Origin of the sequence: Pseudonocardia sp. McavD-2-B (assembly GCF_024124365.1) — a bacterium.
Lineage (GTDB): Bacteria > Actinomycetota > Actinomycetes > Mycobacteriales > Pseudonocardiaceae > Pseudonocardia > Pseudonocardia alni.
This window is the reverse complement of the sequence record NZ_JAMXSG010000025.1, coordinates 1-18,833: the sequence shown is the minus strand read 5'-3', so window position 1 is coordinate 18,833 and position 18,833 is coordinate 1. Positions and strand designations below refer to the sequence as shown.

The window sequence follows — 18,833 nt, the reverse complement described above, 5'->3', positions numbered from 1 at the left end:
GTCCGGCCGCCCGGAGCGGCGGCCGCCCGGGGCGGCTCAGCCGCCCGCGGTGCTGAGCCGGTCGGAGATCTGCGCGGCGAGGTCGACGTCCTTCGCGGTCAGTCCGCCCTCGGAGTGCGTGGACAGCCGGAACGTCAGCGTGGCGTAGCGGATGTCGATGTCCGGGTGGTGGTCGGCGGCCTCGGCGTCCTCGGCGACCCGGTCCACCACCGCGATCGCGGCCTCGAAGTCGGGCAGGGTGGCGGTGCGGACGATGGAGTCGCCGTCGCGGTCCCAACCGGGCAGCTTCTGCAGGGCGTCGGCGATCTCGGCGTCGGTGAGCGTCGGGGTGGGCATCGCCCCATCGTGGCGCAGACGGCGTACCCCGTCGCGGTGGAGGCTGTCCGAATCCTCCCGGTGGAGCAGCCCGCTCCGGTGGAGCGGCGACCGGCCGGGAGCGCTCATCCGTCGCGGCGGGTCAGGGCGAAGACCACGGCACCCGCCCCGGCGACGGCGAAGCCGGCCGCCCGCGCCGTGGTCGCCCACAGGGCCGACGGGTCGGCGGGCACCGCGAGGACCCCGGCCAGGACCTCGTGCCAGTGCCCGGACGGCAGGACCGGCGCGATCGGCTCCCACAGCACGGTCGCCAGCGGCGCGACGGTCAGCGCGGCCAGACCGGTCGCGACCACCCCGGCGGGTCGCCGGACCAGCGCCGACATCGCCAGCAGCAGCATCCCGAGCCCGCACAGCTGCAGCGCGGCCCAGCCGGTGAGCACCAGGGCCCGGGCCACGGTGGCGCCCGCCCCGAACGGGCCGGCACCCAGGGCGAGGCCGCCGCAGACCAGGGCGGAGACGACCGTCGTCGCCGCGGCGAGCAGCGAGGTCACCGCGACCGCGGCGGCCTTGAGCCCGAGCAGCCGTCCCGGGCCGACGGGGGACAACCGCAACGCGTCGAGGGTGCCGCGGGCACGCTCCGCGGCGAACGCGTCGGCCGCCACGAGCACCACGGGCATCCCGAGCGCGAACGCCGCGGGTTCGGACAGCGCGACCGTCAGGGTCCCGAGTGCGAAGGACAGGCGGCCGGCGTCGGTGGCGAGCGCGATCGTCGCCAGCAGCGGCACCAGTGCGACCGCCGCGAGGACGACCGCGGTGCGCGGACGCAGCAGCGCCAGCTCCAGCTCCGAGCGGAGCAGCCGGCCGAAGGGCGCCGAGGTGGGGCGGCGTGCCGTCGGGCCGGAGCGCGGGCGGGTGGAGCTCGCGGACCGCACCCGCGCCGGTGCCTCCGAGGGAGACGGCCCGGTCCGGGGGAGGGGGGCGGCGGCCCAGTCGTCGTCGGGCCGGGGAGCCGCGGTGCCCCGGGTGTGCTCGGGACGCACGCCCGCGCTCACCGTCCCGCTCCGTACCCGGCACCCGCCGGGGCCGGTTCCCCGGTGAGCCGGGCGAAGAACTCCTCCAGCCGGGCGGCGGGCCGGGTCACCCCGTGCACGGCGACACCCGCGTGCACCAGCGTCGCGACGACGTCCGGCGCGGCGGGCCCGGCCGGCACGAACACCCGGTCCCGGGCTCCCGGCTCGGCGTCGATGCCCCGGGCCAGCAGGGCCGCGACGGCGCGCTCGCCGTCCGGCGTCGTCACCACCAGCGCCGACGGGCCGGAGTCGACGAGCTCGTCGAGCGGGCCGGCGCACAGCAGGCGCCCGGCCCGGAGCACCGCGACGTGGCTGCAGGTCGCCTCGATCTCCCCGAGCAGGTGCGAGCTGACGATCACCGTCGCGCCCGCGGCGTTCATCTCAGCGATCAGCCTGCGCACCTCGCGGGTGCCCGCCGGGTCCAGCCCGTCGGTCGGCTCGTCGAGCACGACCAGACGTCGCCGGGTCAGCAGCGGCACGGCCAGACCGAGGCGCCGCCGCATCCCCGAGGAGTACTCACCGGCACGGCGGTCGGCCGCCTCGGCGAGCCCGACCCGGCGCAGCACGGCGTCGACGGCGGCCGGGATCCGTGCCGAGGCCAGCAGCGGTTCGGCGGCCGCGGCCCGCAGGAGGTTCTGCCGGCCGGTGCGGTGCGGGTGCAATGCGGGCGCGTCGACCAGGGCTCCGACGTGCGGCAGCACCTCCGACGCGCGGTACGGCAGCCGCCGTCCGAGCAGCTCGACCTCGCCGTCGGTGGGGGCGAGCAGCCCGAGCAGCATCCGCATGAGCGTCGTCTTGCCCGCGCCGTTGGGGCCGAGCAGCCCGAGGACCGCGCCCATCGGCACGTCGAGGTCCACCCCGTCGACCGCGCGCACCGCGCCGAAACCGCGGGACAGGCCGATCGCGCGCACGGCCGGTGGGCGGGGCGCGGCGGTCGGCTCGGGGGAGTCGGCGGGGGCGGACGTCCGGTACACGGGATCCAGCGTGACCGTGCAGCGCCGCGAGCGGGCCGTTTCGGCGAGATCGGTCGGCCCGGCCGGGTGCGGGTACGGCTGCGAGGATCAGCGGTGTGCCGGTGCTGAGCCTGGACCATCATGTGGACGGACCGCCCCGACTCGTCGCGGGGGTGCTGCGTGAATCCGCCCCCTCGGCCCGCGCGGTCGCGCGGGTGGGCGCCCGGTTCACCGCACCGTCGGCGCTGCTCGTGGCCGGGGACGAGATCCGGGTCGCGCTGCCCGGCGGGTTCCCGGCCTGCCGGACCCGGATCACCCGCGCCGGGGCCGACGGGTTGTGGTCGGAGCTGGCGGCGGGTCCGGCGGCGGTGCTGCGGCACTCGACCCGGGTCACGCCCGCGGACGGCGGCGGCAGTCATGTCCACGACGAGCTCACCTGGGAGCCGCCCCTCGGTGCGCTCGGCCGCCTCTCCGACCCGGTGCTGCGCCACTACGGGGCGCGGCTGCTCCGGGCCCGCCGTGACGTGCTCGCCGAGCGGGTCGCGGAGCTGGGCCGGGCCGGGGTGGTCGTGGGAGCGGCGATCGTCCGCGACGGCAGGCTGCTCGTCGCCCAGCGCTCCTACCCGGCCGAGCTGGCGGGACGCTGGGAGCTGCCCGGCGGCGGCGTCGAGGACGGCGAGAGCGAGCAGCAGGCGCTGGTCCGGGAGTGCGCCGAGGAGCTGGGCGCCCGGGTGGTGGTCGGGGAGCGGCTGGGCACCGACCTGCCGATCGGGCGACGCGTGCTGCGGATCCACACCGCCCGGGCGGCGGCCGGCTCCCCGGAGCCGGAGGCCCGCGAGCACCGGGCGCTGCGCTGGGTGGGGCCGCACGAGGTGGCGGCCCTGGGCTGGCTCGACGCCGACCGGGCCGTCGTCGCCGAGCTGGTGGATCTGCTGCGGACCTGACGCGCGGTCCCCGGTGCCGGAACGACGATCACCGCCGGGTCGGCGGAACCGATCCGGGCCGGGCGTCGTCCAAGCCGCATGAACCGGAACACCACCGCCTCCGTCCCGTCCGTCCTCCCGGCCGCCGCGCACGGGGCGGCCCGCCGCCGCACGTCGCGCGGCACCGACCCGCTCGCCCGGCTCGTCGCCGCGCAGGACGGCCTGGTCACCCGGGCTCAGGCGCTGGCCCACGGCCTGTCCACCGACCAGGTCGACCGCAGGCTCGCCGCACGGCGCTGGATCCCCGTGCACCCCCGCGTGTACCGGCACACCGCCCACCCGCCGAGCGAGCGGTCCCGGGTCCGCGCCGCCGCACTCTGGGCGGGGGAGGACGCCGTGCTGACCGGGGCCGCCGCGGCCTGGTGGTGGGGGCTGCTCCCGTCCGCACCCGCGGTCGTCACGGTCACCGTGCCGCGCCGGCGGGCTCCGCGGTCGCGGGCGGGGGTCCTCGTCCGGCGCCGGGACCTGGACCCGCGCGACGTCGTCACCCACGACGGTGCGGTCGTCGCCCGGCCCGCGGCGGCGGTGCTGGAGGCCGCGGCCGACCCGTCGGTACCCGGGGAGGCGCTGCTCGACCACGTGCTCACCACGGGCTCCGTCGGCGCGGCCGAACTGGTCGAGGCACACGCCCGCAGCCTCGGTGCGCACGGGTCGGCCCCGGTCGGCCGGATGCTGGCCGGGGCGTCGCGCCGGGTCGCCGTCCGGGCCCGGCACGGGCTGCGGGCGCTGCTCGCCCGGAGGGGGGTGCGGGCCTGGCGCACCGACGTCACCGTGGCCGGGGTGCTGCTCGACCTCGCGTTCCCCGCGGCCCGGCTGGCGGTCGAGGTGCACGACCCGGTCGACTCCGGGACCGGCGCCGACGGCTGCGGCCCCGCGTGGCGGCGGGCGGTGCTGCGTCGGCACGGATGGCGGACGCTCGTCGTCGAACCGGCGGAGCTCCGGTGCCCCGACGAGCTCCTGGACCGCCTCCGCGAAGCCGTGACCGGGCACCCGGCGGGGCCCGGCGGTACCGCGGGGCGGGCCGCGGGGTGAACGATCGGCGAACGCCACCACACACGGTGTCACCGGACCACTCGGACGACTGTGATTCCGGCCATGCCGGCACCGCGCACCGGACGCGTCGTCGCAGCGCACGGGGTGATCATGAAGGCCGGTCCGGGGTCCGGGCGCACGACGACCCGGACCTGCCGGACGACGTCGACCGGCCTGCCGCCGCCCTACCGGACAGGCGGTGCGCACGCAACCCGAAGCGCGACGTCGTCGCAGGTCAGCGGGTCATACGTCCGTTCAGTAGATGCGCGCGATCTTGATCGCGCGGGTGAGTGCCTTGCCGCTCAGATCGTCCGCACCCGCCTTGCGCAGCCGCAGTGCGACGACCGGACAGCTCTTGCACCGCTTCGGCTTGGACCGGCAGCACTTCTTCTTGACCTTGCCCATGATGAGGTCAGGCTAACCTGCGCCCGGGGCAGGGTGAAGGGCTTGCAGCGGATACCGTTGAGGTGTGACCATCCCTCGTTCCGCCTCGGCCCTCGACGCTCGTTCCTCGCTCGAGAGCGACGCCGTGCCCGATCGGGCCGGCCGACCCGAGCTGCGCAACGTCGCGATCGTCGCGCACGTCGACCACGGCAAGACCACGCTCGTCGACGCGATGCTCCGCCAGTCCGGTGCCTTCGCCGAGCGCGCCGAGCTCGTCGACCGGGTCATGGACTCCAACGACCTGGAGCGCGAGAAGGGCATCACCATTCTCGCCAAGCACACGGCGGTGAACTGGCACGGCACGACGATCAACGTCGTCGACACCCCCGGCCACGCCGACTTCGGCGGTGAGGTCGAGCGCGGCCTGTCCATGGTCGACGGCGTGGTGCTGCTGGTCGACGCCTCCGAGGGCCCGCTGCCGCAGACCCGCTTCGTGCTCCGCAAGACCCTGACCGCCGGCCTGCCCGTCATGCTCGTGGTCAACAAGACCGACCGCGGCGACGCCCGGATCGCCGAGGTCGTCGACGAGTCCCTCGAGCTGCTGCTGGAGCTGGCCGACGAGCTGGAGCTCGACGAGTCGGTCACCGCCCACCTGCTCGACCTCCCGGTCGTCTACGCGTCCGGCCGCGCCGGCAAGGCCTCGCGGATCCGTCCGGCCGACGGTGAGCTCCCGGACTCCGACGACCTCGAGCCGCTCATCGAGACCCTGCTCGACGTCGTCCCGCCGCCCGCCGACGACGTCGACGCCCCGCTGCAGGCGCACGTCACGAACCTCGACGCGTCCAGCTTCCTGGGCCGTATCGCGCTGTGCCGGGTTCGTGCCGGCGTGCTGCGCCGCGGCCAGCAGGTCGCCTGGTGCCGCGAGGACGGGACCACGCCGCGGGTGAAGATCACCGAGCTGCTGCGTACCGAGGCGCTGACCCGCGTCCCCGCCGACGAGGCGCGCGCTGGTGACCTGGTCGCCGTCGCGGGCATCGCCGAGGTCACCATCGGCGACACCCTCGCCGACCCGGAGTCCCCGGTCGCGCTGCCGCGCATCCACGTCGACGAGCCCGCCATCTCGATGACGATCGGCACCAACACCTCGCCGCTGGCCGGCCGCGACCCGCACCCGGGCAAGAAGCTGACCGCCCGCCTGGTGAAGGGCCGGCTCGACGCCGAGCTGGTCGGCAACGTGTCCATCCGCGTCCTGCCGACCGAGCGCCCCGACGCCTGGGAGGTCCAGGGCCGCGGCGAGCTCGCACTGGCGATCCTGGTCGAGACCATGCGCCGCGAGGGCTTCGAGCTGACCGTCGGCCGCCCGCAGGTGGTCACCAGGACCGTCGACGGCACGCTGCACGAGCCGTTCGAGCAGCTGTCGGTGGACGTGCCCGAGGACAGCCTCGGTGCCGTCACCCAGCTGCTCGCCGCCCGCAAGGGCGAGATGGGCGACATGGTGCACGGCGAGGGCCGGGTCCGGATGGAGTTCCGCGTCCCGTCCCGCGGCCTGATCGGCTTCCGCACCGAGTTCCTGACGATCACCCGCGGCGCGGGCATCGCCAGCCACGTCTTCGACGGCTACGGCCCCTGGGTCGGCGAGATCCGGACCCGGAACAAGGGCTCGCTGATCTCGGACCGTTCCGGGCCGGTCACCCCGTACGCGATCGACCAGCTCGCCGACCGCGGCACGCTGTTCGTCGGGCCGACCACGCTGGTCTACGGCGGGATGGTCGTCGGGGAGTACACCCGCAACGAGGACCTCGAGGTCAACATCACCCGCGAGAAGAAGCTGACCAACATCCGCTCGTCGACCTCCGACGTGCTGGTCAAGCTGATCCCGCCGACGATCCTGAGCCTCGAGCAGTCGCTGGAGTTCTGCGCGACCGACGAGTGTGTCGAGATCACCCCGGAGAACGTCCGGATCCGCAAGATCGAGCTGGACCCGAACCTGCGGGCCCGCGCCCGGTCCCGCGCGAAGGCCGCGGCCAACGCCACGAAGTGACCCGTACGGCCCGTGCGCTGCGGTGGTGCGCATCGGTGAGCAGAGCACGGCCTCACCGACATCCGGCCCCGCTGCGTATCGGTGAGCAGAGCGGAGGCGCCCGCCGGACCCCGTCCGGCGGGCGTGCCCGCCCCGGTGGGGATACTGCGGACGTGAGAGCACGTCGACGCTTCCGGGCGCTCCCGGCGCTCCTGCTGGTCGCCCTGCTGGCGCTGACGGGCTGCGCGGCGGACCCGCAGCCGGCGCCCCCGCCGGAGACGAACCGCCCGACCGAGCCGGTCACCGCCCCCACCCGGGTGGTGGTCGGCGTCGACGACCTCGGGCCCGGGTTCAACCCGCACCTGCGGTCGGACCAGTCGGCGGTCACCACGGCGATCGCGTCGATGACGCTGCCGTCGGTGTTCCGGCCCGACGACCGCGGTGTGCCGCAGCTCGACACGACCGTCGCCACGTCCGCGACGGTCACCTCGCAGAGCCCGTTCACCGTCAGCTACGAGCTCAACCGCGACGCCGGGTGGTCCACCGGCGCCCCGATCGCCGCCGAGGACTTCGTCTACCTCTGGCAGCAGATGCGCAGCCGGCCCAACACGATCGGTGCCGCGGGCTACCGCGAGATCACCGACGTGCGCTCGCGTGCCGCGGGCAAGGCCGTCGACGTCGTGTTCCGCGAGCCCTACCCGCACTGGCGGGAGCTGTTCGGCAACCTGCTGCCCGCGCACCTGCTCAAGGACGCGCCGGGCGGCTGGACCGCCCCGTTCGCGGGCGGGGTGCCCGCCTCGGGCGGCCCGTTCCGGCTGATGCAGGTCGACCGCCTCCGCGGCGAGGTCCTGCTCGCCCGCAACGACCCGTACTGGGCGACCGCCGCGGTGGTCGACGAGATCATCCTGCGCCGCATCCCGGCGAACACCCTGCCGACGGCGCTGGAGAGCCAGGGCGTCGACCTCGCCCTGCCCGACGCCCGGCCGGAGATCACCCAGGCCCTCGACGTCCTGGCCCGGAGCCCCGAGCCGCCGACGGTGCAGAGCGGGCCGCGCCCGGCCGTCGAGCAGCTGGAGTTCCGCACCACCGACGGCCCCCTGGCCGACCCCCGGGTCCGCGAGGGCATCGCGGCGCTGCTGGACCGCGACGCGATCCGCGAGCGCGTCAACCCCGACGCCGTAGCCGTGAACGCCTTCGGCGCCGCCCCGTCGGACCCCGGTTACGCGCCGACCGCTCCCGCCGGCGCCCCCGGCCGACCCGATGCGGCGGCCGCCGCGGCCGCGTTCACCGAGGCGGGCTACGTCCGTGGTCAGGACGGCCGGTGGACCCTCGGCGGGCGCCCGCTCGGCGTGGTCATCGGCGCCGGGGCCGAGCGGACCGAGGACGTGGACGTCGCCCGCGTCGTGGCCGAGCAGCTCAAGGCCGGCGGCATCGGCGCCACGATCGTCGCCCCGTCGGCACCGGACCTGCTGACCGAGCCGAGCGTCGCCCCGACGACGCCGACCCCGACCACCACTCCCGCCCCGGCTGCGGGCCCGGTGCCCGGCGGCAGCGCCGCACCGGTCACCACGCCCCCGGCGGCCCCGACCACGACGACCGCCGCCCCGACGACGTCCGGTTCCCCCGACTCCGGGACCCCGGTCGCCGTCGACGTGCTCGTCGCACCCCGTGCCGCCTACGGCGCGGTCGGGCCGCGACTGGACTCCGACTACGGCTGCCCCGCGGACGCGGTGCCCGGCGAGCTGCCGGGCGTGGCCTGCTTCCCCGCGCTGCAGCCGCTGCTCGACGAGCTGCTGGTCGCCGAGAGCCCGGACCCGGCCGTCGTCGCCGAGGCCGAGCGGGTGCTGTGGCGCCAGCTCCCCGCGCTGCCGCTGTACCAGGCGCAGGGTCTGGTCATCAGCAACCCGCAGACCGACGCGGCCACCCGGGTCACGCCCGGCCCGATCGCGACCGGCCCGATGTCGGGCGCCCGGACCTGGGCCGAGCCGGAGGGCTCGGGCGAGCGCCCGACCGGTGACGACGACCCGAACTGACACCGTCGGACGCGTCCGTTCGGACGCACTCCGCTGCTGCACGGTGACGGCGAGTGGTACGTAAGTACCAACTGTGTTTCGGCATGCATCGAGGGCTGTGCGACGCAACGGTCCCGTTGTTACTGTCCGGTTCGGCTGCGAGCCCGTTACGCCGTTCACTGGTCACCGTTTCGCCACGACCGGCGTCGGACCTCGCTGCTGGAGAGCCGCGATTCCTAGCGTGCCTCCCGACGGGCCCCGGCACACATCCGGTGGTCCGTCGCGTCCCGGACGGGTGCGACAACGGCGTGCACCCACGACATCTCGAGAGGCACGGCAGATGAGGGGAAGAAGGGCGGCCGCCTCGGCCATCGCCCTGACCGCGGTCGTGGGGCTCGTCCTCACCGGCTGCAGCCAGCAGAGCAACACGGGGGGCAGCGGCAACACCGCCGCCGGGTTCGAGGAGACCCCTGACCAGCCGGAGGTGCCCGGCAAGCCGGGCGGCACGTTCCGGCTGGCGATCACCGAGCCGACCGCGATCGACCCGTACAACACCCAGGAGTCCGAGGGCACCCTCGTGAACCGGGCGCTGTTCACGGGCCTGATCCGGGTCAAGCCCAACGGCGACGTCTACGACGGCGTCGCGTCGAAGTGGACGCCCAACCAGAACTGCACGCAGTGGGTGTTCGACCTCAAGCCGGACCAGAAGTTCTCCAACGGCGAGGTGCTGAACTCCACCTCGTTCAAGCGGGGCTGGGAGCGCACCGCGGCCAAGGCCTCGGCGTCGGAGGTCTCGTACCACCTGGACGAGGTCCAGGGCTACGACCAGATCCAGGCCGGGACCGCCAACGTGCTGTCCGGCGTGGACGCGACGAACCCGAACCAGCTCACGGTCTCGCTGTCCAAGCCCGACTGCGAGTTCGAGCTGCGGACCTACCACCCCGCGCTGAGCCCGGTCCCCTCGACCGCGGGCGCGGCGGACAACAAGACCTACAACGACCTGCCGGTCGGCAACGGCCCGTTCAAGATGGACGGCCCCTGGCAGCACGACCGCGGCATCCGGCTGGTCCGCAACGACGCCTACACCGCGGGGACCAAGGCGAACCTCGACTCCGTCGAGATCACCATCGTCCCGTCCGGTGAGGGCGGCGGCGTCACCGCCGAGTACAACGGCTTCCAGAACGGCCAGTTCGACTGGGCGCGCATGCCCACTCCGGTCCTGAACCAGGCCAAGTCGACCTACGAGCCCCAGGGCAAGTGGCTGAACAAGAAGACCAACGGCAACAACTACCTGCTGGTCTCGGTCACCACCACGCCGCTGAACAGCGCGGACGCCCGCAAGGCCGTCTCGATGGCGATCGACCGCAACGCGATCGTGCAGGGCGTGCTGCAGAACTCGACGTCGCCCGCCGACGCGCTCATCCCGCCGAACTTCCCGGACGCCTACACCCCGGGCGTCTGCACCGCGTGCACCTACAACCCGGACGAGGCGAAGCGACTCGCGCAGCAGGCCGGTCTCACCCCCGGCACCGAGGTGAAGCTGCAGTACAACACCGGTGCCGGTCACGAGGAGTGGACCGCGGCGGTCAAGCAGCAGCTCGAGCAGAACCTCGGGCTGAAGGTCACCTACACCGGTGTGCCGTTCCGTGACCTGCTCGACAACGAGCAGCAGCCCGAGGCCTCCGGCCTCTGGCGCGCGGCGTGGAGCGCGGACTACCCGACCCCGGGCAACTACCTGTTCCCGCTGCTGGCCACCCAGTCGATCGGTGCCGCCTCGCCGAGCGAGCCGGCCCAGGGCGACAACCGCGGCCGCTACTCCAACCCGGAGTTCGATTCGCTGCTCGCGCAGGCCGCGCAGACCCAGGACGAGGCGGCCCGCAACGACCTCTACAAGCGGGCCGAGAAGATCGCCATCGGCGACGACCTCGCGCTGATCCCGCTCTGGTTCCGCCAGCAGTCCCGCCTGGTCAACACCGAGAAGTTCGGCAACGTGAACATGGACTTCTCCGAGGACCCGACGTTCGACACGATCACCCTCAAGTGACGTCCCGCTGACGCGGCCCGCGTCCCGGTGACCCCGGGACGCGGGCCGTCGTGCGGCGTTCCCACCACACGAAAGTCCGTGCTTCCATGGGCAGATTCATCCTTCGGCGGTTGCTCCAGGGGATCCTGGTCGTCGTCGTCACCGCGTTCCTGATCTTCATCGCGACGTTCTCGCTCGGCGACCCCTTCGCCTCCACCGGGGAGAAGGTCGTCCCGCCCGAGGTCGCCGCGATCAACCGCGCCAAATTCGGTCTCGACCAGCCGCTGCCGGTCCAGTTCGTGAACTACCTCGGCAACATGGTCACCGGCGACTTCGGTCTCGACTTCGACCAGCGGCGACCGGTCTCCCAGCTGCTCGCCGAGACCGTCCCGAACACGATCCTGCTCGCCGTCGTGGCACTGCTGTTCCTCGTCCTGTTCGGGGTGACGGCCGGCGTGATCGCCGCGGTGCGCCGCTACTCGTTCTGGGACGTGTTCGTCACCGTCGTCTCCACCATCGGCATCGGTGTCCCGGTGTTCGTCGTCGCGATCTTCCTGGTCGCGAACGTCTCCGGGGTCGGGCCGTTCCCGCCGGTACCGCGCAGCTTCCTCGAGGAGGTGCCCTGGTACTGGGACGTGATCCTGCCCGCGTTCACCCTCGCGATCATCGAGTCGGCGTTCGTCGCCCGGCTGATGCGGGGGTCGATGCTGGAGGTCCTGCAGGCCGACTACATCCGCACCGCACGCGCCAAGGGGCTGTCCGAGCGGACGGTCATCGGCAGGCACGCCATGCGTACGTCGCTGCTGCCCGTCGTCACGTTCGTCGGGCTCACCCTGGGCACCTACATCGGCGGCGCGATCGTCACCGAGACGGTGTTCCAGTACAACGGCGCCGGATTCCTGCTGGCCCGCGCGATCACGAACAACAACGCGCCGGTCATCATGGCGGTGGTCGTCTACAGCGTGGTGGCCTACGTGCTGCTCTCCATGCTCGTCGACATCCTCTACGCCTACCTCGACCCGCGCATCCGCCTGAGCTGACTGAGTGAGGCGATCCCTCGCATGAACCCACCACCCACCCCCGGAGCGCCGGCCACCGATCCGGCCGCCGCGCTCGGACTGCCGGGCGGCGACCCCGCCGAGGCCGTCACACCGGCGCCCGACGGTCGCCGTCGCGCGCGGTCCAACGGCCAGTTCGCCGAGATCTGGCGGCGCTACCGCCGCAACAAACTCGCGATGGCCGGGCTGGTCATCGTCGCGTTCGAGATCGTCATGGCGATCATCTCGCCGTTCTCGACGCCCTACGACCCGTTCGAGCAGAACCTGCTCAACACGCTGCAGCCGCCGTCGTCGGCGCACTTCTTCGGCACCGACGTCCTCGGCCGCGACCTGTACTCCGGGATCATCTACGGCGTCCGGCTGGCGATGATCGTCGGTCTGTCCGTGGTCTTCTTCTCCCTCGTCCTCGGGCTCACGCTCGGTGCACTCGCCGGATTCAAGGGCGGCGCCTGGGACGCGGTCATCGCCCGGATCATCGACATCTTCCTCGCGTTCCCGCCGCTGGTGGGCGCACTGGTGATCGTCCGCGCGGTCGGCGGCGGGACGCTGCCGGTCGTCATCGCACTCGTCGCACTGGGCTGGATGACGACCGCCCGGCTGATGCGCGGTCAGGTGCTGGCCCTGCGGGAGGCCGAGTACGTCGAGGCGGCCCGCTCGATCGGGGCGGGCACCCGGCGGATCCTGACCCGGCACATCCTGCCCAACGCCGTGGCGCCGGTGCTCGTGTACTCGTTCACCTCGATCGGCGTGGTCGTCGTCGCGATGGCGACTCTGTCCTACCTCGGCGTCGGTGTCCCGCCGGACGTCCCCGAGTGGGGCCGGTTGATCTCCCAGGCGTCCCAGTACCTGTCGGTGCCGGGCAAGAGCTTCCTGTGGATCTTCCCGTCCGCCGCCATCGCGATCACCACGCTGGGCTTCGCGTTCGTGGCCGACGGCCTGCGCGACGCCCTCGACCCCAAGCTGCGCGGGAGGAACTGACCCGTGACCGAGAACCGAAGCGAGCACATGCTCGAGGTCCGCGACCTGCGGGTGCACTTCTCCACCGACGCCGGTGTGGTCAAGGCCGTCGACGGCGTCAGCTGGCACGTCGACCGGGGCGAGACCCTGGCGATCGTCGGCGAGTCCGGCTCCGGCAAGTCGGTGTCGGCGATGAGCCTGATGGGCCTCGTCCCGACCCCGCCGGCGACGTTCCCCAGCGGCGAGGTGCTGCTGGAGGGCCGCTCGCTGCTGACGATGTCGGAGTCCGAGCAGCGCAAGCTGCGCGGCAAGGACATCGCGATGATCTTCCAGGACCCGCTGACCGCGCTGAACCCGGTCTACAGGGTGGGCGACCAGATCGCCGAGATGATCCGGGCGCACGACCGGCAGGCCGGCAAGGTCACCGCCCGCCGCCGCGCCGTCGACCTGCTCGGCGAGGTCGGCATCCCGAACCCGGCCGCGCGGGCGTCGCAGTACCCGCACGAGTTCTCCGGCGGGATGCGCCAGCGCGCGATGATCGCGATGGCGCTCGCGAACGACCCGAAGGTCCTGCTGGCCGACGAGCCGACCACCGCGCTCGACGTCACGGTGCAGGCCCAGATCATGAACCTGCTCGAGAAGCTCCAGGAGCAGCGCGAGACGGCGATCGTCCTGATCACCCACGACCTGGGCCTGGTCGCGGCGCACGCCGACCGGATCATGGTCATGTACGCGGGCAGGGTCGTCGAGACCGGGACCAGCGACGAGATCTTCGCCGAGCCGCGGCACGCCTACACCTACGGGCTGCTGTCGTCGCTGGCGCGGATGGACCAGGCCCGGCCGGAGAAGCTGGAGCCGATCCCCGGGCAGCCGCCGAACCTCGCGCACGTCCCGTCGGGCTGCGCGTTCCACCCGCGCTGCCGGTTCGCCACGTCGTCCTGCGCGGAGAAGACCCCGGAGCTGATCCAGCTCACCGACCGGCCCGGTCACCTGCACGCCTGCCTGCACTCCGACGAGGTCGGCGAAGCCGCCGCCACGCCGCGCGAGCCGGTCGTGCCGGTGTCCGAGGCACACGTCGCGGAGACGGCGACCGGCGAGCCGATGCTGCGCACCGCGGGGCTGACCAAGTCGTTCCCGATCCGCTCCGGTGTGCTGTTCCAGCGCACCGTCGGTGTGGTGCAGGCCGTCGACGGCATCGACCTGGAGATCCCCGAGGGGCAGACGCTGTCGCTGGTCGGCGAGTCCGGCTGCGGCAAGTCGACCGCGGCCCGGGCGATCCTGAGGCTGCACGAGCCCACCGCCGGCAGCGTGCACATCAACGGCCGCGACGTGACCGCGCTCGGGCAGTCCGAGCTGCGCTCGGCCCGGGAGGACATGCAGATCGTCTTCCAGGACCCGTACGCGTCGCTGAACCCACGCATGACGGTCCGATCGATCCTGTCGGAGAAGTACGAGCTGCTCGGCGGCGAGCTCACCGACTCCACGATCCCGGAGCTGCTCGAGACCGTGGGGCTCTCGGCCGAGTACGCCGAGCGCTACCCGCACGAGTTCTCCGGCGGGCAGCGCCAGCGCGTCGGCATCGCACGGGCGATCGCGCTCAACCCGAAGTTCGTGGTGCTCGACGAGCCCGTCTCGGCCCTGGACGTGTCCATCCAGGCCCAGGTGCTCAACCTGCTCGAGCAGCTGCAGCGCGACTTCGGGCTGACCTACCTGTTCATCGCCCACGACCTGTCGGTGGTGCGCCACATCTCCGACCGCGTCGCGGTGATGTACCTGGGCAACGTCGTCGAGGTCGCCGACCGCGACGACCTGTTCGACCGGCCGCAGCACCCCTACACCCAGGCGCTGATCTCGGCGGTGCCCGTCCCGGACCCGGCGGTCGAGCGGGTGCGGGAGCGGATCGTGCTGACCGGGGACGTGCCCAACCCGGCCGACCCGCCGTCGGGCTGCCGGTTCCGCACCCGGTGCTGGAAGCACCTGGAGCTGTCCGACGCCGACAAGGCGCGCTGCATCGACGAGAAGCCGGTCCTGGAGATCGCGTCCGGCCCGGGGCACCGGGTGGCCTGTCACTTCGCCGAGGAGCGCGCGCTCCTGCGGACCTGACCGAGCACGACCCGTCCGAGCAGGACCCCACGGCCACGACACGCCACCCGGTGCGAAACTGGGTGGCGTGTCGCTGGTTCTGGGGATCGAGACGTCGTGCGACGAGACCGGTGCCGGTCTCGTCCGGGACGGGGTGCTGCTCGGCGAGGGGCTGGCGTCGTCGGCGGACGAGCACGCCCGTTTCGGTGGTGTGGTCCCGGAGGTCGCGGCCCGCGCCCACGTGAGCGCGGTGACGCCGATGGTGCGCGCGGCGGTCGAGGCGGCCGGGGTGTCGCTGTCCGACATCGACGCCGTCGCCGTCACCGCGGGGCCGGGGCTCTCGCCCGCGCTGCACGTCGGCGTCGCGGCGGCCAAGGCGTACGCGGCGGCGCTGGAGGTGCCGCTCTACGGGGTGCACCACCTGGCCGGGCACGCCGCCGTCGACGTCCTGGAGCACGGCCCGCTGCCCGACCGCTGCGTCTGCCTGATCGTCTCCGGCGGGCACACCTCGCTGCTGGCGCTGGGCGACCTGGCCCGCGACCCCGTCGAGCACCTCGGCGACACCGTCGACGACGCGGCGGGGGAGGCCTTCGACAAGGTCGCCCGGCTGCTGGGCCTGCCGTACCCGGGCGGCCCGTCGGTCTCGAGGGCCGCACTCGACGGCGACCCGGCCGCGATCGCGTTCCCGCGCCCGATGACCGGTCCACGCGACGCCGCGTTCGGCTTCTCCTTCTCCGGGCTCAAGACCGCCGTGGCCCGGCACGTCGAGGCCGCCCAGGACGCGGGCCGCGCCGTCCCGGTCCCGGACGTCGCCGCGTCGTTCCAGATGGCCGTCGTCGACGTCCTGGTCCGCAAGGCCCTGCGGGCGTGTGCCGAGCGCGGCGCGGACACCCTGCTCATGGTCGGCGGGGTCGCGGCGAACCGGGTACTGCGCACCGAGATGGAGCGCGCCTGCGCGGGCGCCGGGATCACCCTGCGGGTGCCCGTGCCCCGGCTGTGCACCGACAACGGCGCGATGATCGCAGCCCTGGGCGACCTCCTGGTCCGCGACGGCGTCGAACCCGCGGGGCTGGGCGGGACCGCTGTCCCGACCGTGCCGCTGACCGGCGCAACGATCACGTTCCCCCCGGCGACGGGGGAGGCGGCGGAGTTCCCGCTGCCCGTCGTCCCCCACGCCGCGGCGGGGTCGATCATCGCCCCGTAGGCTCCCGGCGTGCCTGCTCGTCGCCTCCTGCTCGTCCACGCCCACCCGGACGACGAGACCCTGACCACCGGCGGAACCATCGCCCGCTACACCGCCGACCCCGACTGCGAGGTCACCGTGGTGACCTGCACCCTCGGGGAGGAGGGCGAGGTGATCGGTCCGGAGCTGGCCGAGCTCGCCCCGGACCGCGGTGACCAGCTCGGCGGCTACCGCATCCGCGAGCTCGACGCCGCGCTGGCCGCCCTCGGCGGGCCCCGGCACCGCTGGCTCGGCGGCCCCGGGCGCTGGCGCGACTCCGGCATGGTGCTGGCCGGGCACGGCACCCGCGCCGCGCTCCCGCCGGAGCTGCATCCGCGGGCGTTCGCCGCCCCGGAGCCGTTCGGCACCCAGCTCGCCCAGCTGCTGGAGATCATCGACGAGGTCCGCCCGCAGGTGCTGGTCTCCTATGCCTCCGACGGCAGCTACGGCCATCCCGACCACGTCCGGGCGCACGAGCTGGTCGTCGCCGCGGCGGGGGCGCGCCCGGACGTCGTCGCCAAGCTGTACTTCGCGGTGCGGTCGAGCGCGCTGCTCGACGACGGGCTCACCGAGCTGCACTCCGCGCTCGGCGGGGACCCGGACCGCACCGGGCTGCGCTGGCCGGCGCCCGACGAGCACCCCGGCCACGACGCCGCCGCCGTCACCACCCGGGTCGACGTCGACGCCCATGACGACGAGCGGGTCGCGGCGATGCGGGCGCACGCCACCCAGATCGACGTCCGCAGCGGCGACGGCTGGGTCGCGTTCGCGATGAGCAACGGCATCGTCCAGCCGCTGCTGGGGGTCGAGGAGTACGTGCTCGCCGGCGCGCCGCCCGGCACGACGGAGACGGATCTGTTCGAGGGGGTCGACGGGTGAGCGACGTGACGAGGCTCCCGCTCGCGCTGGTGCTGCTGGTGATCTCGCTGCTGCTGGTGGCCTTCGAGCTGATGTTCCAGATGCTCTACATCGGCCCGGTCCCGGTGCCGCTGGGCACGGTGATCGTGGTCGTCTCGCTGCCGTGGCTGATCCACACCACGGCCACCGAGATCCTCCCGACCCCGGCGGGTGCGGCGGCCCCGCTGGTCGTCTGGTTCGCGGCGGTGCTCGTGCTCGGCTTCTTCGGCCCGGGCGGGGATCTCCTGCTCCCGGTGAACTGGGAGTCGCTGCTGCTGCTCGTCGCAGGCGCCGTGACCGGCGTCGTGTCGTTCCGCAGGGCGCTCGACCGGCTGGCGGACGGCCGCAACGACCGAAGGGTGACCCGATGACGATCTCCGACGACGACCTGGTGCAGGTCCTGCGCCCGTTCGTGCGGGCCACCCGGCCGGTGCTCGACGGGCTGCGCGAGTCCGACCCGTTCGGCCTGCGGGCCCGGGTGACGCCCGGCTCGGACCGTCCGGAGGACGCGACCGAGGAGGAACGTTCGCTCGCCGACAAGATCCTCGACGCGCTGGCGTCGGTGAAGGTCCCCGGCACCTCGGCCTGGGCGGCGATGGACGTCCCCGCCCGCACCGACTGGTGGGTCTACCGGGTCGGCCGGTTCACCACGCTGATCGCCGCGATCCCCGGCCTGGGCGGGGCCCTGGCCCGCACCCTGCCGGTGTCCGACGCCGTCGGCGCGGCGGGCGAGGGGCTGCTGCTCGTCGCGATCGCGGGCGAGCACGGCGTCCGCTCGGAGGACCGGCTCGTCGAGCTGCTGGCGTCGGTGCTGTTCCAGCGCGAGCTCGACCTCGCCGCCCGGGAGCTCACCGCGGCCGAGGACGCCGATGCCGACGCCCGCGCCGAGGAGCTCACCGGTGATCTCGCCGGCGACGGCAAGCGGGTCACGCTCAAGCGCGTAGGCAGCGCCGTGTGGCGTCTCGGACGGGCCCTGTGGGGCGTCGAGGACGAGCTCGGCAAGCGCCCGCACGGCCGCTTCTACCACCAGTGGCTCGGGCTGCTGCCGGTCGTCGGCGTCGTCGGGAAGTATCTGGGGGAGTGGTCGGGGCTCAAGCGCGCCGCCAAGCAGGCCCGCGCCTGGCTGCTCCGCCGCGGGTTCGCCTGAGCCCCTGACACTCCGGTCAGGCCGGATCCGGGGGGACCAGGTAGTGGTAGCGGTGGTGGTCGGTCCAGCCGGTAGCGCGGTAGAGGGCGAGCGCGGCGGTGTTGTCGTCGGCGACGTCGAGCATCCCGTGCCGCGCCCCGTGCGCCGCGCCCCAGGACAGTGCCTGTCCGGTGAGCCGGGCCGCGAGACCGCCGCGCCGCGCGGCCGGGACGACCCACAGCCGTGACACGTAGACGTGGGAGTCGACGACGGCGGCGCGCACCGACGCGACCGGCGTCCCGCCGGCGTCGGCGAGCGTGCCGAACCCGACCTCGACGCGGTCCGTGCCCGTCCGTCCGCTCTGCTCACCGGGACGCAGCACCCCGGTCAGCACCGCCCACGCGGGCGCGCCGGGCCCGGGCTCCGGCTCGCCCTGCGCGGCCCACCAGTCCGGTCCGGGCGTCGCGGGCCACTGCGGCGCCGGGCCGTCGGACGCGGCGCGGGTGACGAGCACGGTGCAGGTCCCGGGGTCCTCGGCCCGCACCCAGCCCGCCTCGGCCACCCGGTTCGACCAGGGCGCGTCCACCGGGGCCTGCACCGTCGGGGCGATGTCGTGCCGCCCGGCGAACTCCCGCACGCGTTCCAGGGCTCGTTCGACCGGCATCCCCGGGTCGCCGAGCGCGAGCGCGGAGTTCGCCC

17 protein-coding genes are annotated in these 18,833 nt (G+C 74.0%); 12 read left to right on the top strand and 5 right to left on the bottom strand.

Features of this window, described 5'->3' with window-relative positions; genetic code table 11:
• Positions 1 to 36: 36 nt before the first annotated feature.
• From NH602_RS06185 to NH602_RS06175, 3 genes are all read right to left on the bottom strand, one after another.
• A complete protein-coding gene (locus NH602_RS06185; RefSeq protein ID WP_062400425.1) occupies positions 37 to 336 on the bottom strand; it encodes a 4a-hydroxytetrahydrobiopterin dehydratase in 300 nt (99 codons plus the stop codon).
• 104 nt (positions 337 to 440) lie between these two features.
• Positions 441 to 1,367 (bottom strand): ABC transporter permease, encoded by a 927-nt coding sequence (locus NH602_RS06180; protein ID WP_253067266.1) that lies wholly within the window; start codon positions 1,365 to 1,367, stop codon positions 441 to 443.
• The gene (locus tag NH602_RS06175) at positions 1,364 to 2,359 is read right to left on the bottom strand and encodes an ABC transporter ATP-binding protein (RefSeq protein WP_374210135.1); all 996 of its coding nucleotides are present in this window, start codon (positions 2,357 to 2,359) and stop codon (positions 1,364 to 1,366) included. Before NH602_RS06175 ends, NH602_RS06180 begins: the two co-directional genes overlap by 4 nt.
• Positions 2,360 to 2,454: 95 nt before the next feature.
• Between NH602_RS06175 and NH602_RS06170 the strand changes: the two genes are divergently transcribed.
• Complete coding sequence (locus tag NH602_RS06170) at positions 2,455 to 3,282, top strand: NUDIX domain-containing protein (RefSeq protein WP_253067265.1); 828 nt, start codon at positions 2,455 to 2,457, stop codon at positions 3,280 to 3,282.
• Between the two features lie 78 nt (positions 3,283 to 3,360).
• Positions 3,361 to 4,353, top strand: coding sequence for a hypothetical protein (locus tag NH602_RS06165; protein ID WP_253067264.1), 993 nt, complete (start codon positions 3,361 to 3,363; stop codon positions 4,351 to 4,353).
• 255 nt (positions 4,354 to 4,608) lie between these two features.
• Here the strand turns inward: NH602_RS06165 and NH602_RS06160 are convergent, their stop codons facing one another.
• Positions 4,609 to 4,758 (bottom strand): hypothetical protein, encoded by a 150-nt coding sequence (locus NH602_RS06160; protein WP_020626377.1) that lies wholly within the window; start codon positions 4,756 to 4,758, stop codon positions 4,609 to 4,611.
• 124 nt (positions 4,759 to 4,882) lie between these two features.
• Between NH602_RS06160 and typA the strand changes: the two genes are divergently transcribed.
• The 10 genes from typA (at position 4,883) to NH602_RS06105 (ending at position 18,155) form a co-directional block, all read left to right on the top strand.
• A complete protein-coding gene (gene typA / locus NH602_RS06155; RefSeq protein WP_073577807.1) occupies positions 4,883 to 6,778 on the top strand; it encodes a translational GTPase TypA in 1,896 nt (631 codons plus the stop codon).
• 152 nt (positions 6,779 to 6,930) lie between these two features.
• Positions 6,931 to 8,790, top strand: a complete 1,860-nt coding sequence (locus tag NH602_RS06150) for an ABC transporter family substrate-binding protein (protein WP_073577725.1) — start codon at positions 6,931 to 6,933, stop codon at positions 8,788 to 8,790.
• A 319-nt stretch (positions 8,791 to 9,109) separates the two neighbouring features.
• Entirely contained in the window at positions 9,110 to 10,813 is a 1,704-nt protein-coding gene (locus tag NH602_RS06145) for an ABC transporter substrate-binding protein (RefSeq protein ID WP_253067263.1), read from the top strand.
• An 86-nt stretch (positions 10,814 to 10,899) separates the two neighbouring features.
• Positions 10,900 to 11,832 carry an ABC transporter permease gene (locus NH602_RS06140; protein WP_062400435.1) on the top strand — a complete coding sequence of 311 codons (933 nt, stop codon included), beginning with the start codon at positions 10,900 to 10,902 and terminating at the stop codon, positions 11,830 to 11,832.
• Positions 11,833 to 11,853: 21 nt separating this feature from the next.
• Positions 11,854 to 12,828, top strand: coding sequence for an ABC transporter permease (locus tag NH602_RS06135; RefSeq protein WP_179761010.1), 975 nt, complete (start codon positions 11,854 to 11,856; stop codon positions 12,826 to 12,828).
• A 3-nt stretch (positions 12,829 to 12,831) separates the two neighbouring features.
• Complete coding sequence (locus tag NH602_RS31605; protein WP_308292813.1) at positions 12,832 to 14,910, top strand: dipeptide ABC transporter ATP-binding protein; 2,079 nt, start codon at positions 12,832 to 12,834, stop codon at positions 14,908 to 14,910.
• A gap of 67 nt (positions 14,911 to 14,977) precedes the next feature.
• Positions 14,978 to 16,093, top strand: a complete 1,116-nt coding sequence (tsaD, locus tag NH602_RS06120) for a tRNA (adenosine(37)-N6)-threonylcarbamoyltransferase complex transferase subunit TsaD (RefSeq protein WP_100879687.1) — start codon at positions 14,978 to 14,980, stop codon at positions 16,091 to 16,093.
• 9 nt (positions 16,094 to 16,102) lie between these two features.
• A complete protein-coding gene (gene mshB / locus NH602_RS06115; protein ID WP_073577731.1) occupies positions 16,103 to 16,990 on the top strand; it encodes an N-acetyl-1-D-myo-inositol-2-amino-2-deoxy-alpha-D-glucopyranoside deacetylase in 888 nt (295 codons plus the stop codon).
• Complete coding sequence (locus tag NH602_RS06110) at positions 16,987 to 17,379, top strand: hypothetical protein (protein ID WP_083659005.1); 393 nt, start codon at positions 16,987 to 16,989, stop codon at positions 17,377 to 17,379. The genes mshB and NH602_RS06110 overlap by 4 nt, the downstream gene beginning before the upstream one ends.
• Entirely contained in the window at positions 17,376 to 18,155 is a 780-nt protein-coding gene (locus NH602_RS06105; RefSeq protein WP_253067262.1) for a hypothetical protein, read from the top strand. The genes NH602_RS06110 and NH602_RS06105 overlap by 4 nt, the downstream gene beginning before the upstream one ends.
• Positions 18,156 to 18,171: 16 nt before the next feature.
• Here NH602_RS06105 and NH602_RS06100 read toward each other — a convergent pair.
• Positions 18,172 to 18,833: GNAT family N-acetyltransferase (locus NH602_RS06100; RefSeq protein WP_253067261.1), on the bottom strand; the 662-nt coding region annotated here is incomplete at its 5' end.

Bases quoted from the DNA above. Each gene is read 5' to 3' on its own strand.
- NH602_RS06165 (WP_253067264.1), top strand. From the start codon at position 3,361: ATGAACCGGAACACCACCGCCTCCGTCCCGTCCGTCCTCCCGGCCGCC.
- NH602_RS06135 (WP_179761010.1), top strand. From the start codon at position 11,854: ATGAACCCACCACCCACCCCCGGAGCGCCGGCCACCGATCCGGCCGCC.
- NH602_RS06145 (WP_253067263.1), top strand. From the start codon at position 9,110: ATGAGGGGAAGAAGGGCGGCCGCCTCGGCCATCGCCCTGACCGCGGTC.
- NH602_RS06160 (WP_020626377.1), bottom strand. From the start codon at position 4,758: ATGGGCAAGGTCAAGAAGAAGTGCTGCCGGTCCAAGCCGAAGCGGTGC.
- NH602_RS06140 (WP_062400435.1), top strand. From the start codon at position 10,900: ATGGGCAGATTCATCCTTCGGCGGTTGCTCCAGGGGATCCTGGTCGTC.
- NH602_RS06185 (WP_062400425.1), bottom strand. From the start codon at position 336: ATGCCCACCCCGACGCTCACCGACGCCGAGATCGCCGACGCCCTGCAG.
- NH602_RS06105 (WP_253067262.1), top strand. From the start codon at position 17,376: ATGACGATCTCCGACGACGACCTGGTGCAGGTCCTGCGCCCGTTCGTG.